The organism is Agrobacterium sp. ES01 (genome assembly GCF_050320885.1).
GTDB lineage: Bacteria > Pseudomonadota > Alphaproteobacteria > Rhizobiales > Rhizobiaceae > Allorhizobium.
Genome location: NZ_JBNQTH010000004.1, coordinates 21,842 through 45,074, shown reverse-complemented (window position 1 = coordinate 45,074; position 23,233 = coordinate 21,842). Strand labels below are relative to the sequence as shown.

The window sequence follows — 23,233 nt, the reverse complement described above, 5'->3', positions numbered from 1 at the left end:
GATTAATGAGAGAATTGCAGAGCTCAACATGAATAACGTCTAGGACGGCGAGACTAAGGACAAGGCAAAATTAACGTTCCGTCGCGCGCATCGCTGCACTCAAGCGGCCATACGAAAGGTTGAGATAGAAAGCAGTCCTAGTTGTTGCCCGTCAGATTGCCCGGCGCGAAAACGCCGCCGAACGGGGAAGCCGGCTTTTCCTCCACGGTCGGAGCATTGTCGGCGGGCGCCAGATTACCGGGAGAGAATATACCGCCATTTGGTTTTGCAGCACCCGGCGCAGCAGGTTCAGTGCCTGGCTGCACATCGCCTGGCACGCTGCGTTGCCGCTGCTCCTGCTCTTCTTGATAGGCCCGTTTGATCTTGTCGATATTGGCCTGGCAAGCACTGGAATCATATGACGTGACCCAACTGACTGCACCGGCACAAAGGGCCAGAACGATTGCAATGACACTCAAGGGATGAGTGGCAAGGCGAACAACCGGACGTTCCAGCGGTGAAACCGGCATCTTCACGTCCTTCATCGACTGATAGCGCTTGGCATTTTCAAAGATGATCGCGCCAACAAGCGTGAAGCCGACAATGATAACAGCCACCGCCGAAATAGAGGGGTCCAGGCCGTAGCGCACCTTCTGCGCCAGCACCGTGGTGAAGGTACTATCCGCGACGATGGTAAAGACGGTGGTGTTGTAATTTTCCATCGATGCAAGGAATGCCAGCACGGACGCAGACAAAATCGCCGGCATCATGAAGGGCAGCAACACCTTGACGAAAGCCTGCGTCTGGCTTGCCCCCATATCCAGTGCTGCTTCGGTAAGTGTCGCGTCAAACCGCTGGAGACGCGACAGGAACACCAGCATCGAATAGGCCGAAATGAAGGTGACCTGTCCAACGACAGTCAGGAACATGCCGTCATAGAACAGCGTGTCATAGGCAGCACCGAAGGCCGTGCCCAGACGATCCCAAAAGATCAGTGTCGATAGACCTATCACCACACCAGGCATCAGGATCGGCGCGATAAAGACGGCATACATGGCCGAACGTAGATTGGGGCCGACCTGGCTCAGCACCATGGCAGCCGCAAGCCCGATCGGAACGGCAATCAGCACCACGCCGACACCGATGATGACGGAATTGCCGAGTCCGACCAAAAGTTTTTCGTCAACAATCAGCTTGTGAAACCAGTCAGCGGTCAGACAGTCCCAAGGGGAAATCCGCGGAAAGCCGGACGAGTTGAAGGCGGTGATCACCATCACCAACAATGGCCCGAACAGATAGAGAAAGAACAGGATCAGGTAGAGAGCACCGGATGTCCCGAATGAGCGAGTTGCATTCATCGTCCGATCTCCCCGATGGAGACCTTGAACACACGCATGACCATCAGTACGAACAGGATGCAGATGAACAGCAAGATCACCGCATAGGCCGATCCACGTGGCCAGTTACCGCCGCTGTTGAACCATTGGTAGACAATCTGTGTGAACCAAAGACTGGACGGACCACCGAGGATCTGTGGCGCGGCAAGTGCTCCGGCCGTCAGCATGAACACCATGGTCGAGCCGGAGGCGATGCCGGGCTTTGCATAGGGAATGACCACACGGCGATGAACCTGAAGCCAGCTGGCCCCCATATCCCGCGCCGCCTCGATCTGATTGCGATCAAGGCTCTCCATCGCATTGTAAAGCGGAAAGATCATCAGCAGGATGTAGGCATAGGACAGACCAGCATAGAGCGCGATATTTTCGCCTATGAAGTCGATCGGGGTGTCCCAGAAGCCCAGCGACATGCCGAACCCGTTAACGACACCGGTTGCGCCAAACAGAATACGGAAAGCAAACGCCCTGAGGATCTCGTTGATCCAGAAGGGAACGATCAAAGCCAGAACCAGCAGCCGCTTGGAGCCGCCCTGGACACTCTGCGCCAGCAGGAAAGCCACCGGATAGCAGATCGCCAGATCGATAAGTGTCACGAACACCGCAGCGCCAAGCGTCTTGAACAGAACAGCAATATCCAGCGAATTGAAACTGCTACCGCTCATCTCGTTGCCAAGCATGAAATAGCGATATTGCTCAAGTGTGTAGACGTCTTCCGGCCCGCCGATCTTCGGCGGCGGCAGATTGTGGCGGAACGAGTAGTCGAACATTGTCAGTTGCGGCAGCAACACCAGCACGAAGATCCAGATCGACACTGCGACCATGAGGTAGATTGCCACCGGCAAACCATTGCGTTGCGCAAAACCTGAGAAGAAGTCCTTGATCCCTGCCATGCCGAGACCCTTACGCGCTGGCCAGATGGCCGACCGGCAATGCGGTCGCCATCTCGGGCGCAAATGACATCGTGACAGGAGCACCCGGAGCGGTTCCCGGCTGATGGGACCCGACCTGCGTGACGCGCATTTCGCGATCGGCACTCTTCACGATCAGATGTCGCACCTGCCCTTCGAACTCTTCGCGCAGCACGGATGCATCGTAAACATTCATGGTTGCAGCACCATTGAGCGTAATGCTCTCAGGCCGCACAAAGACATGACATGCCTCACCCACCTTCAATTTGTGCCCGCGTCCGGTGGCATTGACAGTTGCTGGCGCCCCGAGCCCGACATCGACAGTCAGGCGGTCGCCATCATGGGCGAGAACGTTGCCGGAAAGGCCATTATTCTCTCCGACAAAACTGGCGACAAAGCTGGTGGCTGGCTGGTCATAGACTGTACGCGAATCCGCAACTTGCTCGATCCGTCCCTTGCTCATGACCGCAACGCGGTCCGACATCGTCAGCGCTTCGCCCTGATCGTGGGTGATATAGATGAAGGTGAGACCAACCTGCTGCTGGATTGCTCGCAACTCACGCCGCATATGCTGGCGAAGTTTCAGATCCAGTGCGGAGAGCGGTTCATCAAGCAGCAGAATATCCGGCTCAACGGCAAGCGCACGGGCGATGGCCACACGTTGCCTCTGCCCACCCGAAAGAGCACTCACTTTCTTGTCGCCCTGCCCCGGCAAGGCAATCAATTCCAGCAGTTCATCCGCTCGCTTACGCCGCGTCTTCTTGTCGACGCCACGAACCTCGAGCGGGAAGGCGATATTGTCTGCCACCGTCATCAATGGGAATAGTGCCAGGTTCTGGAAGATCAGCGCCGTCGGCCGCTTGTTGGGACCGATGCCCCGCATATTCTGGCCACCGATGCGGATTTCGCCCCAACTGGTATCTTGAAAGCCCGATATGCAGCGCAGCAAGGTAGTTTTTCCGCAGCCTGACGGCCCTAGAAAGGAAAAGAACTCTCCGCCATTGATTGTCAGATGCGCGTCATCGACGGCGGTGTAGTCCCCGAACGTCACCGAGACATGATCGAGCGTGATGTCTTTGGTCATCCAATACTCCAGAGAAACCGGAAGAGGCACAACGCCAGTGCTGCGCGAAAAGACCCCACAGCGGTGCCATCGAAAAATCCCCGGCCGCAGGTACAGCCGAGGATATGGGCTTCATCAGGCGCTGAGGAACTTGTTGGTAAACTCGGTGCGCGCATCGGCATACCACTGAGGTTCAGCGGGCCATGGATTGAGATTGGCCAGAGCCTCGCCCGGATAAGCGTCGGCAAAGTTCTTTGCATAGGCCTCGCCGGCAAATTTATCGGCACCCAGCACAGGCGAGTTGTAGCCATGATGATCTATGGCTTCGCCTGCATATTCAGGGTTATAGGCGTATTTCAGGAACTCATAGACCTGATCGACGTTCTCCGCGCCAGCTGGCAGCGCCATACCGTCGACCCAGGCCATAGCCCCTTCGACAGGAGCGGCATACATGACCGGCTCGCCAGAGGTCTTCAGCGCCAGCGGAGGACCGTCCCAACTCTGGCCAACGATCACGCCTTCATTGAGTAGGCCGTTCTTCTGCGTATCGGCGTCGTTCCAGATCAGCTTGATGTTCTTCTTACGCGCAGTTGCCCAGTCAACGATCTTGGTCCAGATCGGCTGCATGGCTTCCGGTGATTCATAGGCCTTCCAGACAGAACCGGGCTCAAGTTCACCGATGGTCTCCATGTAAAGACCGGCACCCAGCAGCATGGAGTGCCCGCGCCCCATGGTCTTGCCGGCATTTTCATCCTTCCACACGTCGCCATAGCTAGGCAACGGACCGTCAGGCTTGAACTTGTCGGTGCGCCAGGCAATGCCTTCGGTGCCCCAGATATGTGGAACCCAGTAAGCCTCGCCTTCGGTGAAGGCCCAGTCGGTTGTGCCGATCTTCGCCATGGCCGGATTGACCTTGTCGATGGCCACCTTAGACATGTCGAACGGCTGCAGGATTTCCAGCGGCTTCCACTGCAAGGAGCGGTTGTTGGTCGGCGACACGATGTCGAAGCCGCGGCCCTTGGTAGCCTTCAGCTTGTTGATGATCTCTTCGTTCGAACCAATGCCGGTATAGTTCACCGTAATGCCGGTACCATCCTGAAACGTCTTCAGAAATGTCTCCGGCAAATAGTCGGACCACATCAGAATGTTGATTTCACCGGAGGATGCGAGAGCCTTGGAGCTGATCACCGCAGGTGCTGCGAGTGCTGTCGCAGCCAGAGCGCTGCCCTTGAGCATCTTGCGACGACTAATCGATCCTTTGAGAAGGTTATTGGTCATTTGCGTTCCCCTTTACGGCTCTTTTGAGCCTTGTAGATTTGGCAGCAGGTGACGCGACACGCGGCGACCGCCGCATATCCGCCTGTCCCACACGGCTTGAGTAAAGGGCATGCTGCACTGCAATGATAGAGCCAAGCGAGCCTTTTTATGGTGCCAGTCTGGCGTGTGGCCCCACCGCTTGCCCGTTCTGGATCTGTCACAGTTGATCTTCAATCCTTAAGACTGGTCACCAACCAGCATACGGATGAAGTCGTGTTCGCGCTGGCAGGGATTCAGTCATCGGCAAGGCAGCGCGTATGGATTTGATCTTCAACGGAGCAGTAACAGTCGGGGCGGCGGCATTTCGTGGTCTCACCGGCTTTGGCTATGCGTTGATCGCGGCAATCGGACTGACAGGTGGCCTGGCCCCACAGGTTATGGTGCCCCTGATCCTGATCAACGATCTGGTTCTGACCGTCATCATTCTAATTGACCGCAAGCAGGGTGCAGTGGACTGGCCGGTTGCCCGCACGCTTCTGGTCGCCGGTTGCGCGGGCGCATTTTGTGGAGGCTATCTTGTCGGTTACATTGATGAAAGCACCACCAAGCTGATGATTTCAGGCATCGTCTTCATCGCAGCCCTGGTCGCCATGATCCACGAACCTCCGCGATGGCTTTCTCATCGTTGGCTGGGCATCGGCTGCGGTTTCATCGTCGGTGGCCTTCTCGCAGCCTTTGCGGTCGGCGGCCCACTTGTCGCTGCATGGCTGCTTGCTGGAGGAACCAGACGCGAGACAACACGCGGAACCCTTGCCGTTTTTTTCGGTGCCGTCGACCTCTTCAGCATCATCAGTCGTGCCTTGCTGGGCCAGATCGGAGAAGGACTGCCTCACCTCGTCATGATCTACCTGCCCATCACACTGGCCGGCTATGCCATCGGCCACCGGATTGGACCGAAACTCGGACCGACAGCTTGGCGCCGCGTTTCCGCCGGCGGCCTGTTGTTGATTGCCATCGCCGGCGCAATCCAGACATTTCGCACACTCGTTCAGTTTTAATACCCGAAAGGATGAAAACATGCCCAAGACAGCACTGATCACCGGTGCCACAGCCGGTTTCGGCAAGGCCATTGCCCGACGCTTCGTCAAGGAAGGCTGGAACGTCATTATAACCGGCCGTCGCAAGGAGAGACTTGAGGAACTGGTTGTTGAACTGGGCGGGCCAGACCGCGCCCACGCGCTGACCTTCGACATTCGCGACGAAGCGGCCACCGAAGCCGCGATGGTCACGCTGCCAGCAGCCTTCAGTCAGATCGATGTCCTCGTCAACAATGCCGGCCTGGCGCTCGGCACCGGCCCGATCCAGAATTGCGACATCAATGACTGGAAAACGATGATCGACACCAATATCACCGGTCTGGTCACGATCACCCGGTTGCTGATCGACAGGTTGATCGAACGCAAGGCGCTGATCGTCAATCTCGCCTCGATCGCCGCCAACTGGCCCTATCCCGGCGGCAATGTCTATGGAGGCACCAAAGCTTTCGTCCAGCAGTTTTCGCTGGGCCTGCGCTCCGATCTTGCAGGCACTGGCGTTCGCGTGACCTCAATAGAGCCGGGTCTGTCAGAAAGTGAATTTACGCTCGTTCGCACCGGCGGCGACAAGGCCGCCTATGACAAACTCTACGGTGGAGCAGACCCGCTTCAGCCGGAAGATATCGCCGAAAGCATATGCTGGGTCGCTTCGCTTCCGGCTCATATCAATATCAACGCCATCGAGATCATGCCGGTCAGCCAGTCCTGGGCCCCATTCCAGATCTCCCGCAAGTGATCGCCGGCGCGGGGCCGGCGATCTGCATGGCTCCGCTCAGCCGAACACCTTTGTCAGCGCATTGTCGATAGCACCCGTCAGCGTATCGATATCGCTTGCGGTGGCAATCAGCGCTGGAGACAGGCAAAGCGTGTTGTTGAAACCGGCGATGGATCGGTTTGTGGCACCAATGATGACGTTCTGCGCCATGCAATCGGCGACCACGGCCTGAACCATTTTCTCTTCTGCCGGGTCCTTGGTCTTCCGATCAGAGACGAGTTCAGCGCCACAGAAAAGGCCGAGGCCACGCACGTCGCCGATCACCTTGTGCTTTTCCTGAAGACCGCGAAGATTGCCCATCAAGCGCTCGCCCATGGCTGTCGTATTGTCGAGCAGCCCCTCATCCTCGATAATGCGCATGTTTTCGAGCGCAGCGGCCGGACCGGCCATACAGCCGCCAAAGGTGGAAATGTCGCGGAAATAAGACATCGGATCCGTCGGATCGTCCTTGAACATCTCGAACACTCGTTCAGACGTTGCCGTGCACGAGATCGCCGCATAACCGGATGCAACACCCTTTGCCATCGTCACAAAATCGGGTTCGATGCCGAAATGCTGATAGCCGAACCACTTGCCGGTACGACCGACACCGCAGACGACCTCATCGATATGCAGAAGGATGTCGTAGCGCCGGCAAATCTCCTGGACGCGTTCCCAGTAGCCTGCCGGAGGCGTGATCACACCACCGCCAGCCGTCACCGGCTCAAGGCACAGAAGGCCGATCGTATCCGGCCCTTCGCGCAGAATGACCTCTTCGATCGCATCGGCTGAGCGTTCGCCATAATTGTCGATTTCGCCATACTGGCTACGATATTCAAGGCAATGCGGCACCTCGATGAAGCCCTCGGGCAACGGCCCGTATTGATCCTTGCGCTGCCCCTGTCCACCAGCCGCGAGACAGCCAAGCGTCGTGCCATGATAGTCCCGATCGCGATAAAGGATCTTGCTCTTGCGGCCACCGTGATGACGATACGACATCTGCCGCACCATCTTGAACACCTTCTCATTCGCCTCCGAACCGGAATTTGAATAGTAGATGCGCGTGAGACCGGGCATTTTCTCGATCAGTTGCTTGGCAAACAGCGCACCCGGAATAGAGCCTGCGGAATTGGCAAAATAATTGAGTTTGACCAGTTGCTCGCGCACGGCATCGGCAATGCTCTCCCGGCCATAGCCTACGTTGACCGTCCAGACACCGCCGGAAACACCATCGAGAAATTCTCGACCAGTGGAATCCCACACCCGCATCCCCTTACCCTCGACGAAGATACGCGGATCGATTGTCTCGAACGTCTTGTGCTGGGTCAGGTGATGCCAGACATGTTCTTTATCGGCTTCGACCACATGCCCGATGTCGTTGATGTTCGCGGCGATGCCCATGATAATGCTCTCCTTGGCGCGCAATTATCTTCTGGACATAGCACATGGTATTGCGAATGGCGCAATTTTGCTGCGACTGGCTCCACTGAAAAGAGAAACTGGTCCAGATGGCAAGTTGCCTTTACCCCTCGATCAATTCCCCTAGAATCTTGAGGCCAGCCGCAATCTTGTTCTCGGAAATAGAGGTGAAGCCAAGCCGGAAAAAACGTCGCCCGGCGTCTGGATCATCGAAGAAGATATCACCTGCCTCGATCAGAACGCCTCTTTCGCGGGCAGCGCGCACAAGTTCTCGGCTGTCGAATGCCTCCGGCCCCTCAACCCAGAAGCTCTTGGCCCCCGCGTCACGCCGCCAGCTGCATTGCGGCAAGAGCTTCGGCAAACAATTATTGAGAATTGCGGCACGCTGCGCCAGCACGGTTCCGGTTTTGCGCAAATGCTGATGATAATGGCCCAGCGCAATGAAGGTCGCCAAGATGCGCTGGTTGTTGGTCGGCGGATGTCGAAGCAGCATTCGTCTGAGCACACGCAACTCGTCGATCACCGGCTTTGGTGCGACGATATAGCCGATGCGCAAGCCGGGCGCGAGCGCCTTGGAGAAGCTGCCGACATAGATCACCTGCCCATGATGATCGAGACTCTTCAGGCAGGGCAACTCCGCTTCTCCATCGAGCGCGAGATCGGCCTCGTAATCGTCCTCGACAATGATCACATGGTTCCGATAGGCCGCCTCAAGCAAGGCCTTGCGCCGTGCAATTGGCATCACAGCTGTGGTCGGGCACTGATGGCCGACAGTCAGAAAAGCGACGTCGCAGCCTGACAGGACATCGTCGGCAAGCACGCCCTGGGCATCGGCGCTCAAGTGGCGCACATCCTCCGTGACCAGACCGACCATATTTCGAACATCGGGATAGCCGGGATCCTCTATTCCCACGGCGGTCTTTGCCCCCACGAAAAGCTGTACCAGCATGGAAAGCGCCTGCTGGGAGCCTATGGTGACGATAATCTCGCCGGGACCGGCGAAAATACCGCGTTTTGGCAGAACCTGTACTCGCAACTGCTCCAGCAAATCAGGATCGTCATCGTCGATCTGATCGCCGGCCCAACCGTAAATTTCCTTCACGCTGGAGGTGGCACGCACGGCTTCCCGCCAATTGTTGGTCGGAAAAATTGCCGGATCGAACTGGCCGAACAGGAAGGGATATGGATGTTCAAGCCAGTCCCGCGGCTTGTTGATCTGCCGCTGGGCGGATGGCCGAACGGCAAACCGGCCCGACCACTGCGCCACGTCATCATCGCAAGTGTTAAGGCTTGTTGGAACATAACGCTGTTGCGCCGCCACGAATATACCGCTGCGCTCACGTGAGACCAGAAACCCCTCGTCGATCAGCAACTGATAGGCAGCAGTGACCGTATTGCGGGCGACCGCAAGCAGCCCCGCCAGATGTCGGCTTGACGGCAGGCGCGTCCCGCCGGTGAGAACGCCAGCCTGAATGGCATAGACGATCGTCCGCCGGATCTGGACATTCAGACCCTGACCATCTCGATCGAGCTCGCTGAACATGCGCGTCCACACGATATCGGGATGGGCCTTTGGAGCTATGCTCTTTTGAATATTCATGCCGAACACCATGCAAGAACTGAGCCAGACGCGCCCCATCCCGAATGGGCACCCTGGTCGGATTGACGGAGAATGCAAGCCGGTTGCGACAGTAGGATTGCCTATCAAGCGGCCCGGCGTCTATGCTCGAACACTGTTCCAGCAATCATACTCCCCAAAGGCGCCATGACTGATTTCGAAAGACTAAAGGCTGACGCGCTCAACATTTTCAAAGCCGGAGTAGCAGCGGCCGATCCGCATGATGCAGTTATTCATGCTTTAAGGGAGCATGAGTCGGCATATGCCAATGCACGGCGCGTGCACATCATTGCAGCGGGCAAGGCAGCTGTACCCATGATGCGCGCAGCACTTGATAGTCTGGCAGGCGACAAGATCGGCCAGACGCTGGCTGTCACCAATTACGAAAATCTCGTTGAGGTTGCCGGCACCAAGGTCATCGGTGCGTCACACCCCCTGCCAGACGAAAATGGTGCAAACGCTGCCCGCGCGGTTGAACAGATCGCAAACGATGCCGAGCACGGCGACCTTGTCCTTTGTCTGATTTCCGGAGGGGCCTCGGCTCTTCTGCCAGCCCCTGTCGCAGGCGTATCTCTGGACGAAAAGATAAAGACCAATGATCTTCTGTTGAAGTCAGGCGCCGATATCGTAGCCATGAACACTGTGCGCAAAGCGCTTTCGCGCCTGAAGGGAGGCGGCCTTGCCCGCGCTATTGCTCCAGCAAACGGCCTTGCTCTGATCCTGTCCGATGTGCCCGGCGACGATCTTGCAACGATTGCATCCGGCCCGACGGTCCCCGATCCAGCACCGCTGGATCAGGCATTGGCCATAGTTACCGCACTGGGGATCTCCGAGCGGCTTCCAGCAAGCGTCATGTCCCACCTGAAGGCGCGCGGAGAAGAACAGCCACCACCCTTCGAGCCGACGACCCGAAACCAGTTGATCGGCTCCAACCGTATCAGCTTGCAGGCCACCGAAGTAGCAGCACGCGAACTAGGCTACGAAGTCATTATTCTGGCCGAATGGCTGGAAGGCGACGTGGAGGTTGCCGCGAAGGCCTTTCACGAGAGGGCATCGAACGTGAATTGGACAGGAAAAATTGCCATCTTGGCAGGCGGAGAAACCAGCGTTCACGTGACCGGATCCGGAAAGGGTGGTCGAAATCAGGAAATGGCTCTGAGATTTGCTGCTCTTTGTAAGGAAAGACCGCTTGCCACGGCATGGGCATTCCTATCAGGCGGCACGGACGGGCGGGATGGCCCAACAGACGCAGCAGGTGGCCTGACCACGCCTGAGACCATACGGACGCTAATGGCCAAAAGCCTGTCAGTTGGAGACTATCTGGCGAACAACGATGCCTACCACGCCCTCCAACTGGCTGACGCTCTGGTAATGACCGGCGCCACGGGCACCAATGTCGCCGACCTGCAAGTTTTGCTACTGGGGTAAACCATGGCAATCGTGTATAGCCAGCATTGCGAGTGATTACTCCGCCCCCATCCCGCGATGCCGGCGGAGCACAGCGTTCAGGCAATCACTCGCCCCAGCCGACGATGCCCTTGATCTCGAGGAAATCATGGATGGCCCAATCTGCATATTCGCGACCATTGCCGGACTGCTTGTAGCCGCCGAAAGGTGCCATTGTGTCCCACTCAGGATAATTGAGATATACGGAGCCCGCACGCAGGCGAGCCGCGACCTTGCGTGCATGACCGATATCGCCGGACTGCACATAGGCAGCAAGGCCGTAGACCGTATCATTGGCAATCTCGACCGCCTCCTCCTCATCCTTGTAGGGCATAATTGACAGAACCGGACCAAAGATCTCCTCGCGTGCAATCGTCATGTCGTTGGTCACATGGCCGAAGATCGTCGGGCGAACATAATAACCGCGATTGAGCCCTTCCGGCCGACCAAGGCCACCTGTCACCAGTGTTGCGCCTTCCTTGATGCCGGCTTCGATCAAACCCTGGATCTTGTCGAACTGGATCTGGCTTACCACGGGTCCAAGCCCGGTCTCTTCCGATCGCGGATCGCCGGTCACAAATGTCTCGGCCTCTGATTTGGCAAAGGCAAGCGCGTCATCGTGTCGATCCACCGGAACCAGCATACGGGTAGGCGCATCGCAGGATTGACCTGTATTGCCGAAACACCCCTGCACACCCTGGCGAACAGCATTCTCCAGATCCGCATCGGCCAAAATGATATTGGGGGATTTACCGCCGAGTTCCTGGGCAACGCGTTTGACAGTGTCGGCTGCCGTCTTGGCGACGATAATGCCGGCGCGGGTCGAACCGGTGAAAGACACCATATCAACATCGCTGTGCCCCGCCATAATCTGCCCGACATCGGGACCGGTGCCGTTGATCATGTTATAGACGCCTTTGGGCACACCTGCGGCTTCCATCACTTCCGAGAAAATGATCCCGGAAATTGGAGCGACCTCGGATGGCTTGAGCACCACGGTGCAACCGGCCGCAATGGCTGGAGCGACCTTGCAGACGATCTGGTTCAGTGGCCAGTTCCATGGCGTGATCAGTGCACAGACACCGATCGGCTCCTTGACAATCATCGCCGTGCCGCGCTTTTCAGAAAATTCATAAGCCTCGAATGCAGCAATCGTTGCTTCCAGATGGCCGCGACCGGCCCAGGCCTGACTGTCTCGGGCAAAAGCGATTGGCGCGCCCATTTCCTGGCTTACCGCCTGGGCAATATCTTCAAAACGCTCCAGATAGACGGCATGGATTCGCTTGAGCAATTCCAGCCGCTCTTCCTTGCTGGTTAGGGAGAAGCTTGCAAATGCCCGTTTTGCTGCCGCGACAGCCTTGTCGACATCCACGGCCGAGCCAACCGAAATCTGCGCATAAGCCTCCTCCGTTGACGGGTCGATCACGTCCAGAACAGCCGGCACATCGGGGTCCACCCAAACGCCGTCGATGAAGAACTTCTTGTGATGGGACATTGGAACTACCTTCGCAGTGTTTGTGATCGGCCATACAGAATTCAGTTTGGCAATCGGATCTCGACTCTATCTTCGAAAACAATAGAAGCAATCCGCACAAGCGACACGACCAATTCTGGTCGGGCCGATGACACGTGCGATGCCGAAGAAGACCAAGCTGCCAGCTCAGGCCATTAAGCCGGCTCAATCTTGTCCAGAAACTCCGTGATCATATCCGTACCGTTCTCCGGAGGGCTCCCAGCCATCACCGCAACAGCCAATCCTATGGCCGAAGATACCGGATTATGTGTCATGGCTCCGGCCCGCAGATTCATGACCAGCGTCGGGCAGAGGAAAAGCCCAAGCCTTATGGTGGTGCGCCAGTCTGAAGGCAACAGACCCTTTGATTTCAACGCTTGAAGCAGCGGCCTCCAGAGTTCGCGCGCTTTGACATCAAGCAATTGAACTCTGACGGGAGTCATCGACCAGTCTGTCGTAATGTCCAATACGCCGTCGTCATAGGAAGCAGACGCTGAAAAAAGCTCGCAGGCAAGGTCAGGATCATAGAGCCAGAACGGATGCGCCAGATTGTTGTGAAACGTCGTCTTTATCTCGGCCAGCAGAGAGGGGACATAGTCGCCGGCGAAGGCCGGATCGAAATAGGAAAGATGCGGTCTCGCTGCCTGCTGTTCGAACCAGACATTGGCATTGTGGGCATCGCCATGCGCGGTCACACCGCCAGCATTGGCCAGCGCTGAAGGATTTAGCTTTTCATACGCGTCATCGAAAAGCTCGCCAATCGTTCGGGCATAAAGCAGGCCATTGATGCGGAACTTCGCACGTGACAACGCGTCCCAGCTCAGATCTACGCCCGGAAACGAAAAACGCTGACCGACATAATAACTGGCATAGCGCCCGCCCGGGTAACTGCGCGTTACCGGATCGATCAGCCGCTCCCAAAACAGCCGATGCACAGGCTCTGCAACAGATTGCGCCGGTTCGATATTGGTCAACGTTTTCAGGTAGACATCGAGCACAGTGCGCGAGAGCTGCGCTTCCGCTTCGGCAGCTTCAGCCGCCTTGATCTCATCATGTTTCAGATCGAGTGCACGCAGCACATCGGAAAAACGAGGATCGCTGCGACGTTTGTAGACCAGGATCTGCTCCCCGGGCAGAACCGACATTAACGCAGGCTGATCGACGGGAAGTCCGGCACGCGCGAGAATATCGGCACGATAATATTCCCCGCTCATCGCCTCCTCGCCCTCCTCCTGATGAAACTTGAAGAAGAAGGCACCGTCCGCGGTATCGAAGAAGCCGTTGAGAGAATTGAGACTGTACTGATCGCGATTGATTGTCACGTTCTGCACATCAAGCTGGAACAGGTCCGACAAGAGGTTCGCCAACATGTGTTCGGCGCTGCCGTCATTGGCCTTGGCCAGTCTGCGGATCTCTGCAGTCCTGCTGGAAACAACTTCAATCATGATTCAATTCCCTTGCTGCGGTCAGTCCGCGATCGCGACGATCGTCTTGAGCTGCTGACTGCCGCTATCGATCAGCCGCTCATAGGCGGCCGGCACATCTTCCAGCGTGATGACCTCGGAGACTTGGCAGAGAAGTGGCTGCAGATCGTCCAGAAGAGCGACGGCTTCAGGCAATTCATCAATGAAGGCATGGCAACCGACAAGCGCGATCTCACGTTCGACCAATGTATTTGGATCGAGATCGATGCTCCCGTGGCCGATGCCAACCAGCCCCAGCGCGCCTACACCGTCCAGCAGTTCCAATAGCGTGGAAATGGCCTTCACACTGCCGGTCGCGTCAAGTGCATAGCGAAGCGGCCGACCGCTCGTTGCTGCTGAGATTGATGCCTTGTCCATATCGATCACAACGCCATCTATGAGCCCGGCGACAAACCCTGCCTTTTCACGGTTGATATCGGCAAGAAGCACAATTCCGTCATGGAGGCGCGACAGCAGGATCGCAGCCAGTCCCCCAATCGTGCCGCAGCCGAGAATGAGAACTGGCTCGCAACTTGGAACCCGCAGCTTACGCAGTGCGTGGAGAGCCACAGCCAGCGGCTCAGCCATGGCCGCCACCTTGGATGGCACCGTTGGAGAATGACGATGGACGAGACGGGCCGGCAACTGAACCAGATCGGCAAAGCCACCGTCGCAGATTTCGCCGACAAAGCCGAGCACCTCACACGCATTGGTGTAACCGTCCCGGCACTGCCGGCATTCGCCGCACCAGAAGCGCGAGTCGGCGACGACTGTATCGCCAACCAACAGACTGGACACACCCGCACCGGCAGCGTCTATAACACCGCAGAACTCATGCCCTGCGACCGATGGACTGCGAGAAATCCACTGGCCAGTGCGATAATTATGCAGGTCTGAACCGCAGATACCGGCTGCTCTCACCTTGAGATTGACGTAACCCTCCGGTGGATCAGAGGGTGCGGGGATCTCCTCGAGGCGCAGATCCCCTGCAGCATAAAGCCGGACTGCTCTCATCTGATCAGTCGTCTTTCTTCAGGAAGAGTTCCCGCCGTGGCGAGACCGCCAAGGCATGAGAGGAGAAGCCCTCATAAAGGGCAAGCTTGTGCGCCTGATCGGCGAATTCCGGATAGGCCGACGCGGTGACATAGCCGATCGAACTGCGCTTGACGAAATCCGTCACGGACAATGGTCCGAAGGTGCGCGCCCAGCGGCTTGTGGGAAGCACAGCATTTGGGCCGAGACCGAAATTGGCAATGCTCACGGGGGTGTGCTTTCCCAGCAGAACTTCTGCTGCTTCGGTAATGTGGCCCAGATGGGAGAACGGATCTTCCGACATGATTTCCAGATGCTCCGGCGCATAGCCGTTGACGAAGGCATAGCTTTCCTCGACGGAAGAGGTGAGCACAATGCCGCCGGTGCGGCCTGTCAGCACCGCTTTGGAAAACTCGACACGCTGCGGTGTCATCTCCGCCCAATGACCAGGCAGGGCTGACAGCGCTTCTTCGGCCACGCGACGGCTATGCGTGACGAGATAGGCAGAGGAATCCGGACCGTGCTCCGCCTCAATCAACAAATCAAGCGCGGCCAGTCCGCCATTGATCGTATCGTCAGCAAAGATCACCACCTCGGATGGACCGGCGGGAAGGCCAGTGTCGATAACACCTGAAAGCAGGCGCTTTGCAGCAACCACCCAGGGGCTGCCAGGACCGACAATCTTGAGCGCGGGCTGGATGGTCTCGGTACCATAGGCGACAGCCGCCACAGCTTGAGCACCGCCAACCTTATAGACAGTCTCAACACCCGCAAGCCGTGCAGCAACCAAGGTCGCGGCATCGACCGTGCCATCCGGTGCAGGCGGCGTGACAATGGAAAGATTGGGAACACCCGCAACCACCGCCGGAACTGCCGTCATCATGGTGACTGACGGGAAAGAACCCTTGCCGCGCGGGACATAGAGCGCCACCGACTGGATCGGCGTGAAACGGTCGCCAGCGAAAGCCCCCGGGCGTATCTCCTTCAGCCACATAGCTTCAGGCTTTTGTTCTTCGTGAAAGGTGCGAATATTGCCAATACCGAACTTGATGGCTTCGATCGTTTCCTCATCCACAAGCTTGAAGGCTCCGTCGAATTCTTCAGGCGTTGCCATCAGGGTTTTCTCGGACACATCCGCCTTGTCAAAATCACGCCCGAAGCGGGCAACGGCCGCATCGCCTTCAGTGCGAACAGCTTCAAGGATCGGCTTCACTTTCTCGATAAAGCTGGAAATATCTCCCTCGGACCGCTTGAACAAATCATCCTTTTCTTCGGATGTCATTTTGGCCAGTTCATGAAACGAGACATTGCTCATGGTCAGTTCCCTAATCTTCAATCATTCCGTCCAGATGGATTTTTTGCTCGCGAATAGACCAACTGGGATTTCAAAGTCTTGGCTCAGATCGATGCGAGATAGCCGCCATCGATCGGAATACAATGGCCCGTGATATAGGCGGCGGCATCGCTGCAAAGGAAGATGGCTGCTCCACCGACATCACTGTCCTGGCCGAAACGGCGCTGCGGGATCTTGTCCAGCATCTTGTCCTGCCAGCTCTCATCCTCATAGAAAACTTCGGTCATCGCCGTTCTAAAATAGCCGGGTGCCAAAGCATTGACCCTGATTCCATGTGGCGCCCATTCGCTGGCCAATGCCTTTGTCATCCCCAGCAGGCCAGACTTGGAAGAGCCATAAGGAACGGCGGTCGGCACGCCGACATAGGAGGTAAGCGAGCACATGTTGAGGATACTGCCGCCCGCCCCCTGCTCGGCCATCACCTTGCCCACAGCGCGCGACCAGAAGAAGGCACCTTTCAAATTGGTCGAAACGATCTGGTCCCACAACGCCTCGTCCACATCGAACGAGGGGGAAACTTTCTCCATACCGGCATTGTTGACCAGAATATCAATCTTGCCATGGATGCTTCTGAAGCGCTCAAGAACCGGATCGATCGTGGAGAGGTCGACAACATCCTGTGCAGCCACAGAGCAGTGTCTACCGAGTTCCTCGATCTTTCCGGCTGTCTCCTGTAGTCCCACCTCGCTGCGACCTGTTAAGCATAGGCTGGCCCCGGCCTCTGCCAATGCGATGGCGATCGCTTGGCCCAGTCCACGACCGGCGCCGGTCACGACAGCGACACGACCTTCAAGGCTGAATGACGGGACCATGGTTGACCTCCATTGACTTTCGGGCGCTATAGAACCACCGGCAAATTATAATGTCTATACATTTTATTGGGCGTGCAGCAGCCTGCTACAACCGGATCGAAAACGCCTTCAGGCAGCCTTGTCCGCGCGCGTTTCTGCCAGGATCATCCGCGCGCATTTCTCGCCGATCATCATCGTGGGAGCATTGGTATTGCCGCCCAGCAATGTTGGCATGATCGAAGCATCCGCCACGCGAAGATTATCGAAACCGCGAACCTTCAAGCTGAACGGATCGACCACCGCCATATCATCCGTCCCCATCTTTGCCGTGCCCACAGGGTGATAGACAGTCAGCGCCTCGGCACGAAGATAAGCGAGAATTTCATCATCGCTGTTGACGTCAGGACCCGGAAGAATTTCCGGTCCGCGGATGTCGGCAAAAGCCGGTGACGCGAGGATGGAACGGGCAATCTTGATCCCTTCGATCAAGGTGAGCGCATCCCTTTTATCGCTGAAGAAGCGGTGATCAATCTCCAGCTTCTTCTCATGACCACTGCCCGACAGGCGCAATTCACCCACGCTCTTCGGTCTAAGCACGCAAGTATGAACGGCGTAGCCATGCCCATATTCAACCAATCGCCCGCGATGACTGCGATAGCCGGGTACGAAGTGAAACTGAATATCAGGAAGATCGTCGGCATATTTCGTCCGCGCGAACCCGCCTGCTTCGACATAATTGGTCGTCAGCATACCCTTGCGCCGAGCGAAATACTGGAAAGGGGCTGCCAGCATGGCCGGCAGGTTGGCAAGCGACAGCCCCAATGTCGAATTGCTGTCGGAGCGAACCGTGATCATGCCATCGATATGGTCGCGCAGGTTCTTGCCTACGCCGGCCACATCGGCAATGGGCTCGATACCGATGGCCTTGAGTTCATCGGCCGGACCGATGCCTGATAATAACAGGAGCTTCGGTGTTCCGATGGCGCCAGCACTCAGCACAAGTTCACCACGGCAGGAAATCATCTTTGCAGCACCATCCGCGACGAGCTGAACACCGGTCACGCGACCATCGACAACAACGATCTGCTGCACCTCTGCGCCGCTGATCACGGAGAGATTTTGCCGGTTCAACACAGGACGCACAAAGGCGCTATAGGCGGAGAAGCGCTCACCCTTGTTCTGGGTAACGTTGTAGATGCCAAGTCCGAACTGACTTTCTGCATTGAAATCAGTGTTCTCAGGCAAACCGATGGCTTCGCCAGCCTGGACCCACGTCTTTGAGACCAGGTTCGGATCCTGCGGCTGATCGACCAGCAATTCACCCTTGAAACCATGATAGGCCGGGTCTTGGGACAGGAGGTTCTTTTCGAGATCCTTGAAAACCGGAAGCACGTCGTTGTAGGACCAGCCGTTGCAGCCGAGTTCGGCCCAGTCGTCATAGTCCTGCGACGCGCCGCGAATGTAGATCATCGAGTTGATCGCGCTAGACCCGCCAAGCGCCTTGCCGCGATTGACCGGCAAACGCCGATTGTTAAGCGCGGGTTGTGGAACGCCAACATACCCATAGTCGTAGGTTGGATTGCCGTAGAGCGAGAGAATGCCTGCCGGAACGCGCACACGCATGCTGTTGTCGCTACCACCCGCCTCGATCAGACAGACACGCATCTTCGGGTCGGCACTCAAACGGTTGGCAAGAACGCAGCCGGCCGACCCTGCGCCTATGATGATATAGTCAAATTCCAGTTTTTCCATCTGCTCGGTCCACTCGAATCTAGCCAATAGGAGGCGACCCCCGCCGCAAGGCGGCGAGGTGTCACGCGTCATGTGTTTGTCAAACAAGACGGTAGTGCCCCCCTGCGGGGCAGTCGCCCAAATCGCGTTACTCAGTGATCCTCATCGTCGTCGTTCTTCAACAACTCGAGAATTTCACGTTTCAGCATGATGAAGTCGTGTTCCATCACGAGATCCATATTGCGTGGCCGAGGAATATCCACCTTGATCTCTTTCTTAATCTGGCCCGGTCGGCCGGACATCACAAGCACACGATCGGCCAAAAGGATGGCTTCATCGATATCGTGGGTAACGAACAGAACCGTTTTCTTGGTATGATCCCAAACCCGCAGCAGCAGTTTCTGCATGCTGTGACGTGTCTGTGAGTCGAGCGCGCCAAAGGGCTCGTCCATCAACAGAACTTCTGGGTCATTCGCCAGAGCACGGGCAATCGCCACGCGCTGCTTCATACCGCCCGAAAGCTGCGACGGGTAGTGATCGGCGAATTTGGAAAGTCCGACCTCGTTCAGATAGTGCTCGACGATTTCCTTGCGCTCAGCAGCAGGAAAACCTTTGCGCTTGGGCCCGTATTCCACATTCTTTGCCACGGTCAGCCACGGGAAAAGCGTATAGGCCTGAAAGACCATTCCGCGATCGGGGCCCGGTTCAGACACCGTCTTGCCGTTGACCCTGATCGATCCGCTGGTGCGCGCTTCCAGGCCTGCTATCAGATACAGCAGGCTGGACTTGCCGCAGCCGGATGGGCCAACGATGACGCAGAATTCGTTGCGCTTGACGTCGAACGAGATGCCGTCCAGTGCCAGAACCGCCGACGATCCCTTGCCGTAGCGAAGCGCCACGTCTTCGATGACGATATCGGCGCTCGTCGCATGTGCCGGTTTGGTATTTGCCATAGCATCCATCTTTCCGAATTCCTCGACACGCGCAGACGCGGGAACCGCTTCGCGCTGCATTTTCGTCGCCCCGCCCATCATACGGCTGACCACGGTGTGGCAAAGCGCCGAAGGACCCGGAACAACTGATCCGTCAGGAGACCGAGGATACCGATGGTGGCGATTGCCATGAAGATCACATCCACCTGGAAACCGCGCATCGCCTTCAGCGAGATATAGCCAAGGCCGGAGCGGGCAGCGACAAGCTCAGCGACGACCAGATATGTCCAGGCCCAACCCATGGTAACGCGCAGGACATCGAATATTTGCGGCATGGTGGCCGGCAGAACAATATGGAAAACCGTGTGGGAGCGGCTGGTTCCAAGTGTGTAGGCGGCATTGACCAGATCACGCGGCACCGAGCGGGCAGCGTCAGCAAACATCACCAACTGCTGGAAGAAGATACCGAAGATGATCACGGTCACGCGTTGCTCGATGCCGATACCGATCCACAGGATGAAAAGTGGAACGAATGACGTCACCGGAAGGTAGCGCATGAAATTGACGAAGGGATCGAAGAAGGATTGCACAATCTTGTAGGTGCCCATGAAGAGACCTAACGGAATAGCGAATAACGCCGAAATAACAAAACCGATCAGCACCACCTGCACACTGGCCGAGGTATGCTCCCAAAGGCGTCCGTCCAGCGCATAAGTCACTGCAGTCTGAAGCACCTCTTCGGGCTTGGGGAGGAACATCTCGCCGACGATGCCGGCGTGAGAGAAGACCAGCCAGACCCCAATCACGACGACCCAGACGAGAATACTCAGGGCGACCGCAAGCCAACGGGGGACCTGACGAAATGGCGTGGTTATTTCTTTGAAAAAGGACGAAGCGGATGACACGTGAATAACTCCGTTTCCCGTCGACCGGTCGCACGGGACGCAGGACAAGTAAAACCTAGGCAATCGCGGATGCAGACCCAACCGCGATTGCCTGAAACGTCAGACCGACTTATTCGAGACCGAGGAACTTGTCCTCGACGACATCGTCATAGGTCGCTTTTTCAATCTTGACCTTGCCGGCACCGCCCCAGATTTCCAGACCAAGCTTGATCAGCTCGCCGGCTTCACCATCATCCCCACCCTTGAAGAACTTGGCGTTGAGGTCCTTGCCGTAAAAATTCACGCCCGCTGCAGATGCTGCGAAGTCCTTCGGATCTTCGAGCCAGCCACCAACGCCCTTGGCCATGATTGCATAGGCCTCGTCCTGGTTGGTCTTGATGTACTCATTGGCTTTATAGAGCCCATCCACCAAGGCCTGAACGTCTTCCGGATGCGCCTCGATATAGTCGCAGCGCAAGGAGAGAACGTCCACGATCAGGCCGGGTGTTTCAGAAGAATCGACCAGAACCTTACCCTTGTTCGCATTTTTAGCGAAAGTCAGATTCGGCTCCCAGGTGACGGCCACGGGAATACGGTCCGCCATGAAGGCGGCAGCCGCATCATCAGCCGTCATATTGACGACCTTTACGTCAGCTTCGGTCATGCCGGCGCGCTTGAGCAGGATATCGAACCAGAACTGCGAGACGGAACCTTCGTTCATGCCGACTTCCATACCCTTGAGGTCAGCAATCGAATTGACATCGGCAGGTGCGAGGATGCCGTCACCGCCGTGGGAATCATCAAGCGCATATACGGTCTTGAAGCAGAAATCCGGGCTGCGGTACTGCAGGGTTTCATCGATCGTGCCCGCGTCACCATCAAGTTCGCCGGCAGCTTCAGCAGCCATGGCAAGCGCATGGTCTTCGACGATCTGCAGATCGACTTCGAGACCCTTTTCCTTGAAATAGCCAAGGTCGCGCGCGAGGAAGAGCGGGCCATAACCCACCCAGGTTGTCATGCCGAGTTTCATGGTTCCGGCAAATGCATTGCCAGTGGCAGCGAGCATTGCCACACCGGCGATCGTAGCTTTCAACACATTCTTGGTTTTCATGCGAACTGTTCCCTTGTTCGTTGCCGTGTAAGCTCTTCGAGGCTTTCGTTTTTTGTTTGCGCTCGGTTTCCGCATCGCAGCAACCGAGTTGTCATCCGGTTTTACCTGCCCGGGGCAAGCTCTCAAGTTGATGAGCTAAGCACGCCCCTTGCGTCGGAAAAACAATCTTTTTTAGCGAATTCGCTTCAGGAAAACCTAAGCAAGCCGCCATCTTGTATATACATAAAGACATGCCGCACTGCAATAACAAAGCAGATTGTTCAAGCTTTAGAAAGACTGGAGACTACCGTTTGCGATGTGCCATGTTCGGGGCAATCATTCCAGGAATGTAAGCATCGGATATGAAAGACTTGGCGTGGCTTTCAAAAGCCTCCAGCAGACGTGACTTGCGCAATGCGCGAAGTGTGGCAAAGCCTATCGTCATCGGCCGATTATCACCTGCCAGACGAATACGCACCACTTTGCGTCCATCTAGCGCCGTATCCGAGCGTGGCGTGACATTGGCAAGCGTATAGCCATAACCATTGGCAACCATCGTGCGAATGATATCCGGATGCGGAAGGCGATAGACGATATTCGGCTGCAGGCCTTCTTTCATGAAGAGAGCGAGAAAGTAGTCGTTGGAATACGGTAGATCGAGAAAGACCATGGGCAATTCGGCCAGCTCCTCAAGCGTGACCGACGAATGCTGCGCCAAAGGATGCGTTTCGCCCACCAGAGCATGGACAGGCAGATCGACAAGCGGGGTAAAGTCGACATCATCAGGGATCTGCAGATCGTAGGTGACAGCGACATCGATCGTCGCGCGCCTAAGACCGTTCAGCAACAATTCCTGATGATCGGATTGGGGCCTGATACTGGCTTTGGGGAAAGCTGTTTTGAACGAAAGCGCCAGTTCAGGAAGGATCATTGGCGCTAAAGTCGTCAAGCACCCCACACTCAACTGACCGCGCACCTCGTCTCGCGCTTCCGACGCCACCCCGTAGAGCGACTCGGCCTGCTCGATCAGCCGCTTGGCCTCCAAAAGCATGGAACGGCCGGCAGATGTCAGCGAAAGCCCTTGCGCGTGGTGGCGAATGAAAAGTTGAACATCAAGCTCTTGTTCCAACTGCGAAATTGCAGCCGAGATCGACGGCTGCGAGATATTCACCCGCTCAGATGCCTGGGTAATGCTGCCGGTTTCCCCCGCAGCAATGAAATATTCGAGCTGTCTCAGCGTGAAGCGCATGCACTGGATCCTGTTGACGGCCCCGTCAATATTTAACCCAGGTGGTCGTGAGTCCACTGAATTTATCAAAGGCGTGCAAGGAAAGATCGAGACCGATCCCGGATTGCTTGAAACCGCCAAACGGCGTCATCGGCGCAAGTGCATCAACCGTGTTCACAAAAACCGTACCCGCCCGCGACAGATTGGACGACCAGACGAACACGCATCGCTCGGCGTCTTAGACACAGTCACATCTCGCCAGTTCCGTAATATCACTCTT

20 protein-coding genes are annotated in these 23,233 nt (G+C 56.8%); 3 read left to right on the top strand and 17 right to left on the bottom strand.

Annotated features, from left to right (window positions below; genetic code table 11):
- Positions 1 to 137: 137 nt before the first annotated feature.
- The 4 genes from ACQQ2Q_RS13140 to ACQQ2Q_RS13125 form a co-directional block, all read right to left on the bottom strand.
- Positions 138 to 1,337, bottom strand: coding sequence for an ABC transporter permease (locus tag ACQQ2Q_RS13140; RefSeq protein ID WP_428187551.1), 1,200 nt, complete (start codon positions 1,335 to 1,337; stop codon positions 138 to 140).
- Complete coding sequence (locus tag ACQQ2Q_RS13135) at positions 1,334 to 2,266, bottom strand: ABC transporter permease (RefSeq protein WP_428187550.1); 933 nt, start codon at positions 2,264 to 2,266, stop codon at positions 1,334 to 1,336. Before ACQQ2Q_RS13135 ends, ACQQ2Q_RS13140 begins: the two co-directional genes overlap by 4 nt.
- 10 nt (positions 2,267 to 2,276) lie before the next feature.
- Entirely contained in the window at positions 2,277 to 3,368 is a 1,092-nt protein-coding gene (locus tag ACQQ2Q_RS13130; RefSeq protein ID WP_428187549.1) for an ABC transporter ATP-binding protein, read from the bottom strand.
- A gap of 114 nt (positions 3,369 to 3,482) precedes the next feature.
- Positions 3,483 to 4,625 (bottom strand): extracellular solute-binding protein, encoded by a 1,143-nt coding sequence (locus ACQQ2Q_RS13125; RefSeq protein WP_428187548.1) that lies wholly within the window; start codon positions 4,623 to 4,625, stop codon positions 3,483 to 3,485.
- Positions 4,626 to 4,921: 296 nt separating this feature from the next.
- Between ACQQ2Q_RS13125 and ACQQ2Q_RS13120 the strand changes: the two genes are divergently transcribed.
- Positions 4,922 to 5,662 (top strand): sulfite exporter TauE/SafE family protein, encoded by a 741-nt coding sequence (locus ACQQ2Q_RS13120; protein WP_428187547.1) that lies wholly within the window; start codon positions 4,922 to 4,924, stop codon positions 5,660 to 5,662.
- Positions 5,663 to 5,681: 19 nt separating this feature from the next.
- On the top strand, positions 5,682 to 6,434 hold the full coding sequence (locus ACQQ2Q_RS13115) for an SDR family NAD(P)-dependent oxidoreductase (protein WP_428187546.1): 753 nt from the start codon (positions 5,682 to 5,684) through the stop codon (positions 6,432 to 6,434).
- Positions 6,435 to 6,470: 36 nt separating this feature from the next.
- Here ACQQ2Q_RS13115 and ACQQ2Q_RS13110 read toward each other — a convergent pair whose 3' ends face one another.
- Together ACQQ2Q_RS13110 and ACQQ2Q_RS13105 are read right to left on the bottom strand one after the other, a co-directional pair.
- Positions 6,471 to 7,853: an aspartate aminotransferase family protein gene (locus ACQQ2Q_RS13110; RefSeq protein ID WP_428187545.1), complete on the bottom strand. Its 1,383-nt coding sequence runs from the start codon at positions 7,851 to 7,853 to the stop codon at positions 6,471 to 6,473.
- A gap of 121 nt (positions 7,854 to 7,974) precedes the next feature.
- Positions 7,975 to 9,471, bottom strand: a complete 1,497-nt coding sequence (locus tag ACQQ2Q_RS13105) for a PLP-dependent aminotransferase family protein (RefSeq protein ID WP_428187544.1) — start codon at positions 9,469 to 9,471, stop codon at positions 7,975 to 7,977.
- Positions 9,472 to 9,636: 165 nt separating this feature from the next.
- Between ACQQ2Q_RS13105 and ACQQ2Q_RS13100 the strand changes: the two genes are divergently transcribed.
- Positions 9,637 to 10,917, top strand: coding sequence for a glycerate kinase type-2 family protein (locus ACQQ2Q_RS13100; RefSeq protein ID WP_428187543.1), 1,281 nt, complete (start codon positions 9,637 to 9,639; stop codon positions 10,915 to 10,917).
- Positions 10,918 to 11,002: 85 nt separating this feature from the next.
- On the opposite strand, the gene ACQQ2Q_RS13095 is transcribed toward ACQQ2Q_RS13100, so the two are convergent.
- From ACQQ2Q_RS13095 to ACQQ2Q_RS13045, 11 genes are all read right to left on the bottom strand, one after another.
- The gene (locus ACQQ2Q_RS13095; protein WP_428187542.1) at positions 11,003 to 12,430 is read right to left on the bottom strand and encodes an aldehyde dehydrogenase family protein; all 1,428 of its coding nucleotides are present in this window, start codon (positions 12,428 to 12,430) and stop codon (positions 11,003 to 11,005) included.
- A gap of 173 nt (positions 12,431 to 12,603) precedes the next feature.
- Complete coding sequence (locus ACQQ2Q_RS13090) at positions 12,604 to 13,818, bottom strand: hypothetical protein (RefSeq protein ID WP_428187978.1); 1,215 nt, start codon at positions 13,816 to 13,818, stop codon at positions 12,604 to 12,606.
- A 96-nt stretch (positions 13,819 to 13,914) separates the two neighbouring features.
- Entirely contained in the window at positions 13,915 to 14,925 is a 1,011-nt protein-coding gene (locus ACQQ2Q_RS13085; protein WP_428187541.1) for a zinc-dependent alcohol dehydrogenase, read from the bottom strand.
- A 4-nt stretch (positions 14,926 to 14,929) separates the two neighbouring features.
- Positions 14,930 to 16,258, bottom strand: a complete 1,329-nt coding sequence (hisD, locus tag ACQQ2Q_RS13080) for a histidinol dehydrogenase (RefSeq protein WP_428187540.1) — start codon at positions 16,256 to 16,258, stop codon at positions 14,930 to 14,932.
- 83 nt (positions 16,259 to 16,341) lie between these two features.
- A complete protein-coding gene (locus tag ACQQ2Q_RS13075) occupies positions 16,342 to 17,109 on the bottom strand; it encodes an SDR family NAD(P)-dependent oxidoreductase (protein WP_428187539.1) in 768 nt (255 codons plus the stop codon).
- Positions 17,110 to 17,217: 108 nt separating this feature from the next.
- Positions 17,218 to 18,840, bottom strand: coding sequence for a GMC family oxidoreductase (locus tag ACQQ2Q_RS13070; protein ID WP_428187538.1), 1,623 nt, complete (start codon positions 18,838 to 18,840; stop codon positions 17,218 to 17,220).
- 131 nt (positions 18,841 to 18,971) lie between these two features.
- On the bottom strand, positions 18,972 to 19,781 hold the full coding sequence (locus ACQQ2Q_RS13065; RefSeq protein WP_428187977.1) for an ABC transporter ATP-binding protein: 810 nt from the start codon (positions 19,779 to 19,781) through the stop codon (positions 18,972 to 18,974).
- A gap of 68 nt (positions 19,782 to 19,849) precedes the next feature.
- Positions 19,850 to 20,656 (bottom strand): ABC transporter permease, encoded by an 807-nt coding sequence (locus tag ACQQ2Q_RS13060; protein ID WP_428187537.1) that lies wholly within the window; start codon positions 20,654 to 20,656, stop codon positions 19,850 to 19,852.
- Positions 20,657 to 20,765: 109 nt separating this feature from the next.
- Positions 20,766 to 21,746 (bottom strand): ABC transporter substrate-binding protein, encoded by a 981-nt coding sequence (locus tag ACQQ2Q_RS13055; RefSeq protein WP_428187536.1) that lies wholly within the window; start codon positions 21,744 to 21,746, stop codon positions 20,766 to 20,768.
- A gap of 283 nt (positions 21,747 to 22,029) precedes the next feature.
- Positions 22,030 to 22,974 (bottom strand): LysR substrate-binding domain-containing protein, encoded by a 945-nt coding sequence (locus ACQQ2Q_RS13050; RefSeq protein WP_428187535.1) that lies wholly within the window; start codon positions 22,972 to 22,974, stop codon positions 22,030 to 22,032.
- A gap of 25 nt (positions 22,975 to 22,999) precedes the next feature.
- On the bottom strand, positions 23,000 to 23,176 hold the full coding sequence (locus ACQQ2Q_RS13045; protein ID WP_428187534.1) for an aldehyde dehydrogenase family protein: 177 nt from the start codon (positions 23,174 to 23,176) through the stop codon (positions 23,000 to 23,002).
- Positions 23,177 to 23,233 lie beyond the last annotated feature (57 nt).

What these genes read in the sequence shown, in the direction of transcription:
- ACQQ2Q_RS13100 (WP_428187543.1), top strand. Translation starts at nt 9,637, where the DNA reads ATGACTGATTTCGAAAGACTAAAGGCTGACGCGCTCAACATTTTCAAA.
- ACQQ2Q_RS13110 (WP_428187545.1), bottom strand. Translation starts at nt 7,853, where the DNA reads ATGGGCATCGCCGCGAACATCAACGACATCGGGCATGTGGTCGAAGCC.
- ACQQ2Q_RS13135 (WP_428187550.1), bottom strand. Translation starts at nt 2,266, where the DNA reads ATGGCAGGGATCAAGGACTTCTTCTCAGGTTTTGCGCAACGCAATGGT.
- ACQQ2Q_RS13065 (WP_428187977.1), bottom strand. Translation starts at nt 19,781, where the DNA reads ATGGATGCTATGGCAAATACCAAACCGGCACATGCGACGAGCGCCGAT.
- ACQQ2Q_RS13120 (WP_428187547.1), top strand. Translation starts at nt 4,922, where the DNA reads ATGGATTTGATCTTCAACGGAGCAGTAACAGTCGGGGCGGCGGCATTT.
- ACQQ2Q_RS13075 (WP_428187539.1), bottom strand. Translation starts at nt 17,109, where the DNA reads ATGGTCCCGTCATTCAGCCTTGAAGGTCGTGTCGCTGTCGTGACCGGC.
- ACQQ2Q_RS13050 (WP_428187535.1), bottom strand. Translation starts at nt 22,974, where the DNA reads ATGCGCTTCACGCTGAGACAGCTCGAATATTTCATTGCTGCGGGGGAA.
- hisD (WP_428187540.1), bottom strand. Translation starts at nt 16,258, where the DNA reads ATGAGCAATGTCTCGTTTCATGAACTGGCCAAAATGACATCCGAAGAA.
- ACQQ2Q_RS13105 (WP_428187544.1), bottom strand. Translation starts at nt 9,471, where the DNA reads ATGAATATTCAAAAGAGCATAGCTCCAAAGGCCCATCCCGATATCGTG.
- ACQQ2Q_RS13125 (WP_428187548.1), bottom strand. Translation starts at nt 4,625, where the DNA reads ATGACCAATAACCTTCTCAAAGGATCGATTAGTCGTCGCAAGATGCTC.
- ACQQ2Q_RS13090 (WP_428187978.1), bottom strand. Translation starts at nt 13,818, where the DNA reads ATGTTGGCGAACCTCTTGTCGGACCTGTTCCAGCTTGATGTGCAGAAC.
- ACQQ2Q_RS13070 (WP_428187538.1), bottom strand. Translation starts at nt 18,840, where the DNA reads ATGGAAAAACTGGAATTTGACTATATCATCATAGGCGCAGGGTCGGCC.
- ACQQ2Q_RS13115 (WP_428187546.1), top strand. Translation starts at nt 5,682, where the DNA reads ATGCCCAAGACAGCACTGATCACCGGTGCCACAGCCGGTTTCGGCAAG.
- ACQQ2Q_RS13095 (WP_428187542.1), bottom strand. Translation starts at nt 12,430, where the DNA reads ATGTCCCATCACAAGAAGTTCTTCATCGACGGCGTTTGGGTGGACCCC.
- ACQQ2Q_RS13055 (WP_428187536.1), bottom strand. Translation starts at nt 21,746, where the DNA reads ATGAAAACCAAGAATGTGTTGAAAGCTACGATCGCCGGTGTGGCAATG.
- ACQQ2Q_RS13085 (WP_428187541.1), bottom strand. Translation starts at nt 14,925, where the DNA reads ATGAGAGCAGTCCGGCTTTATGCTGCAGGGGATCTGCGCCTCGAGGAG.
- ACQQ2Q_RS13140 (WP_428187551.1), bottom strand. Translation starts at nt 1,337, where the DNA reads ATGAATGCAACTCGCTCATTCGGGACATCCGGTGCTCTCTACCTGATC.
- ACQQ2Q_RS13130 (WP_428187549.1), bottom strand. Translation starts at nt 3,368, where the DNA reads ATGACCAAAGACATCACGCTCGATCATGTCTCGGTGACGTTCGGGGAC.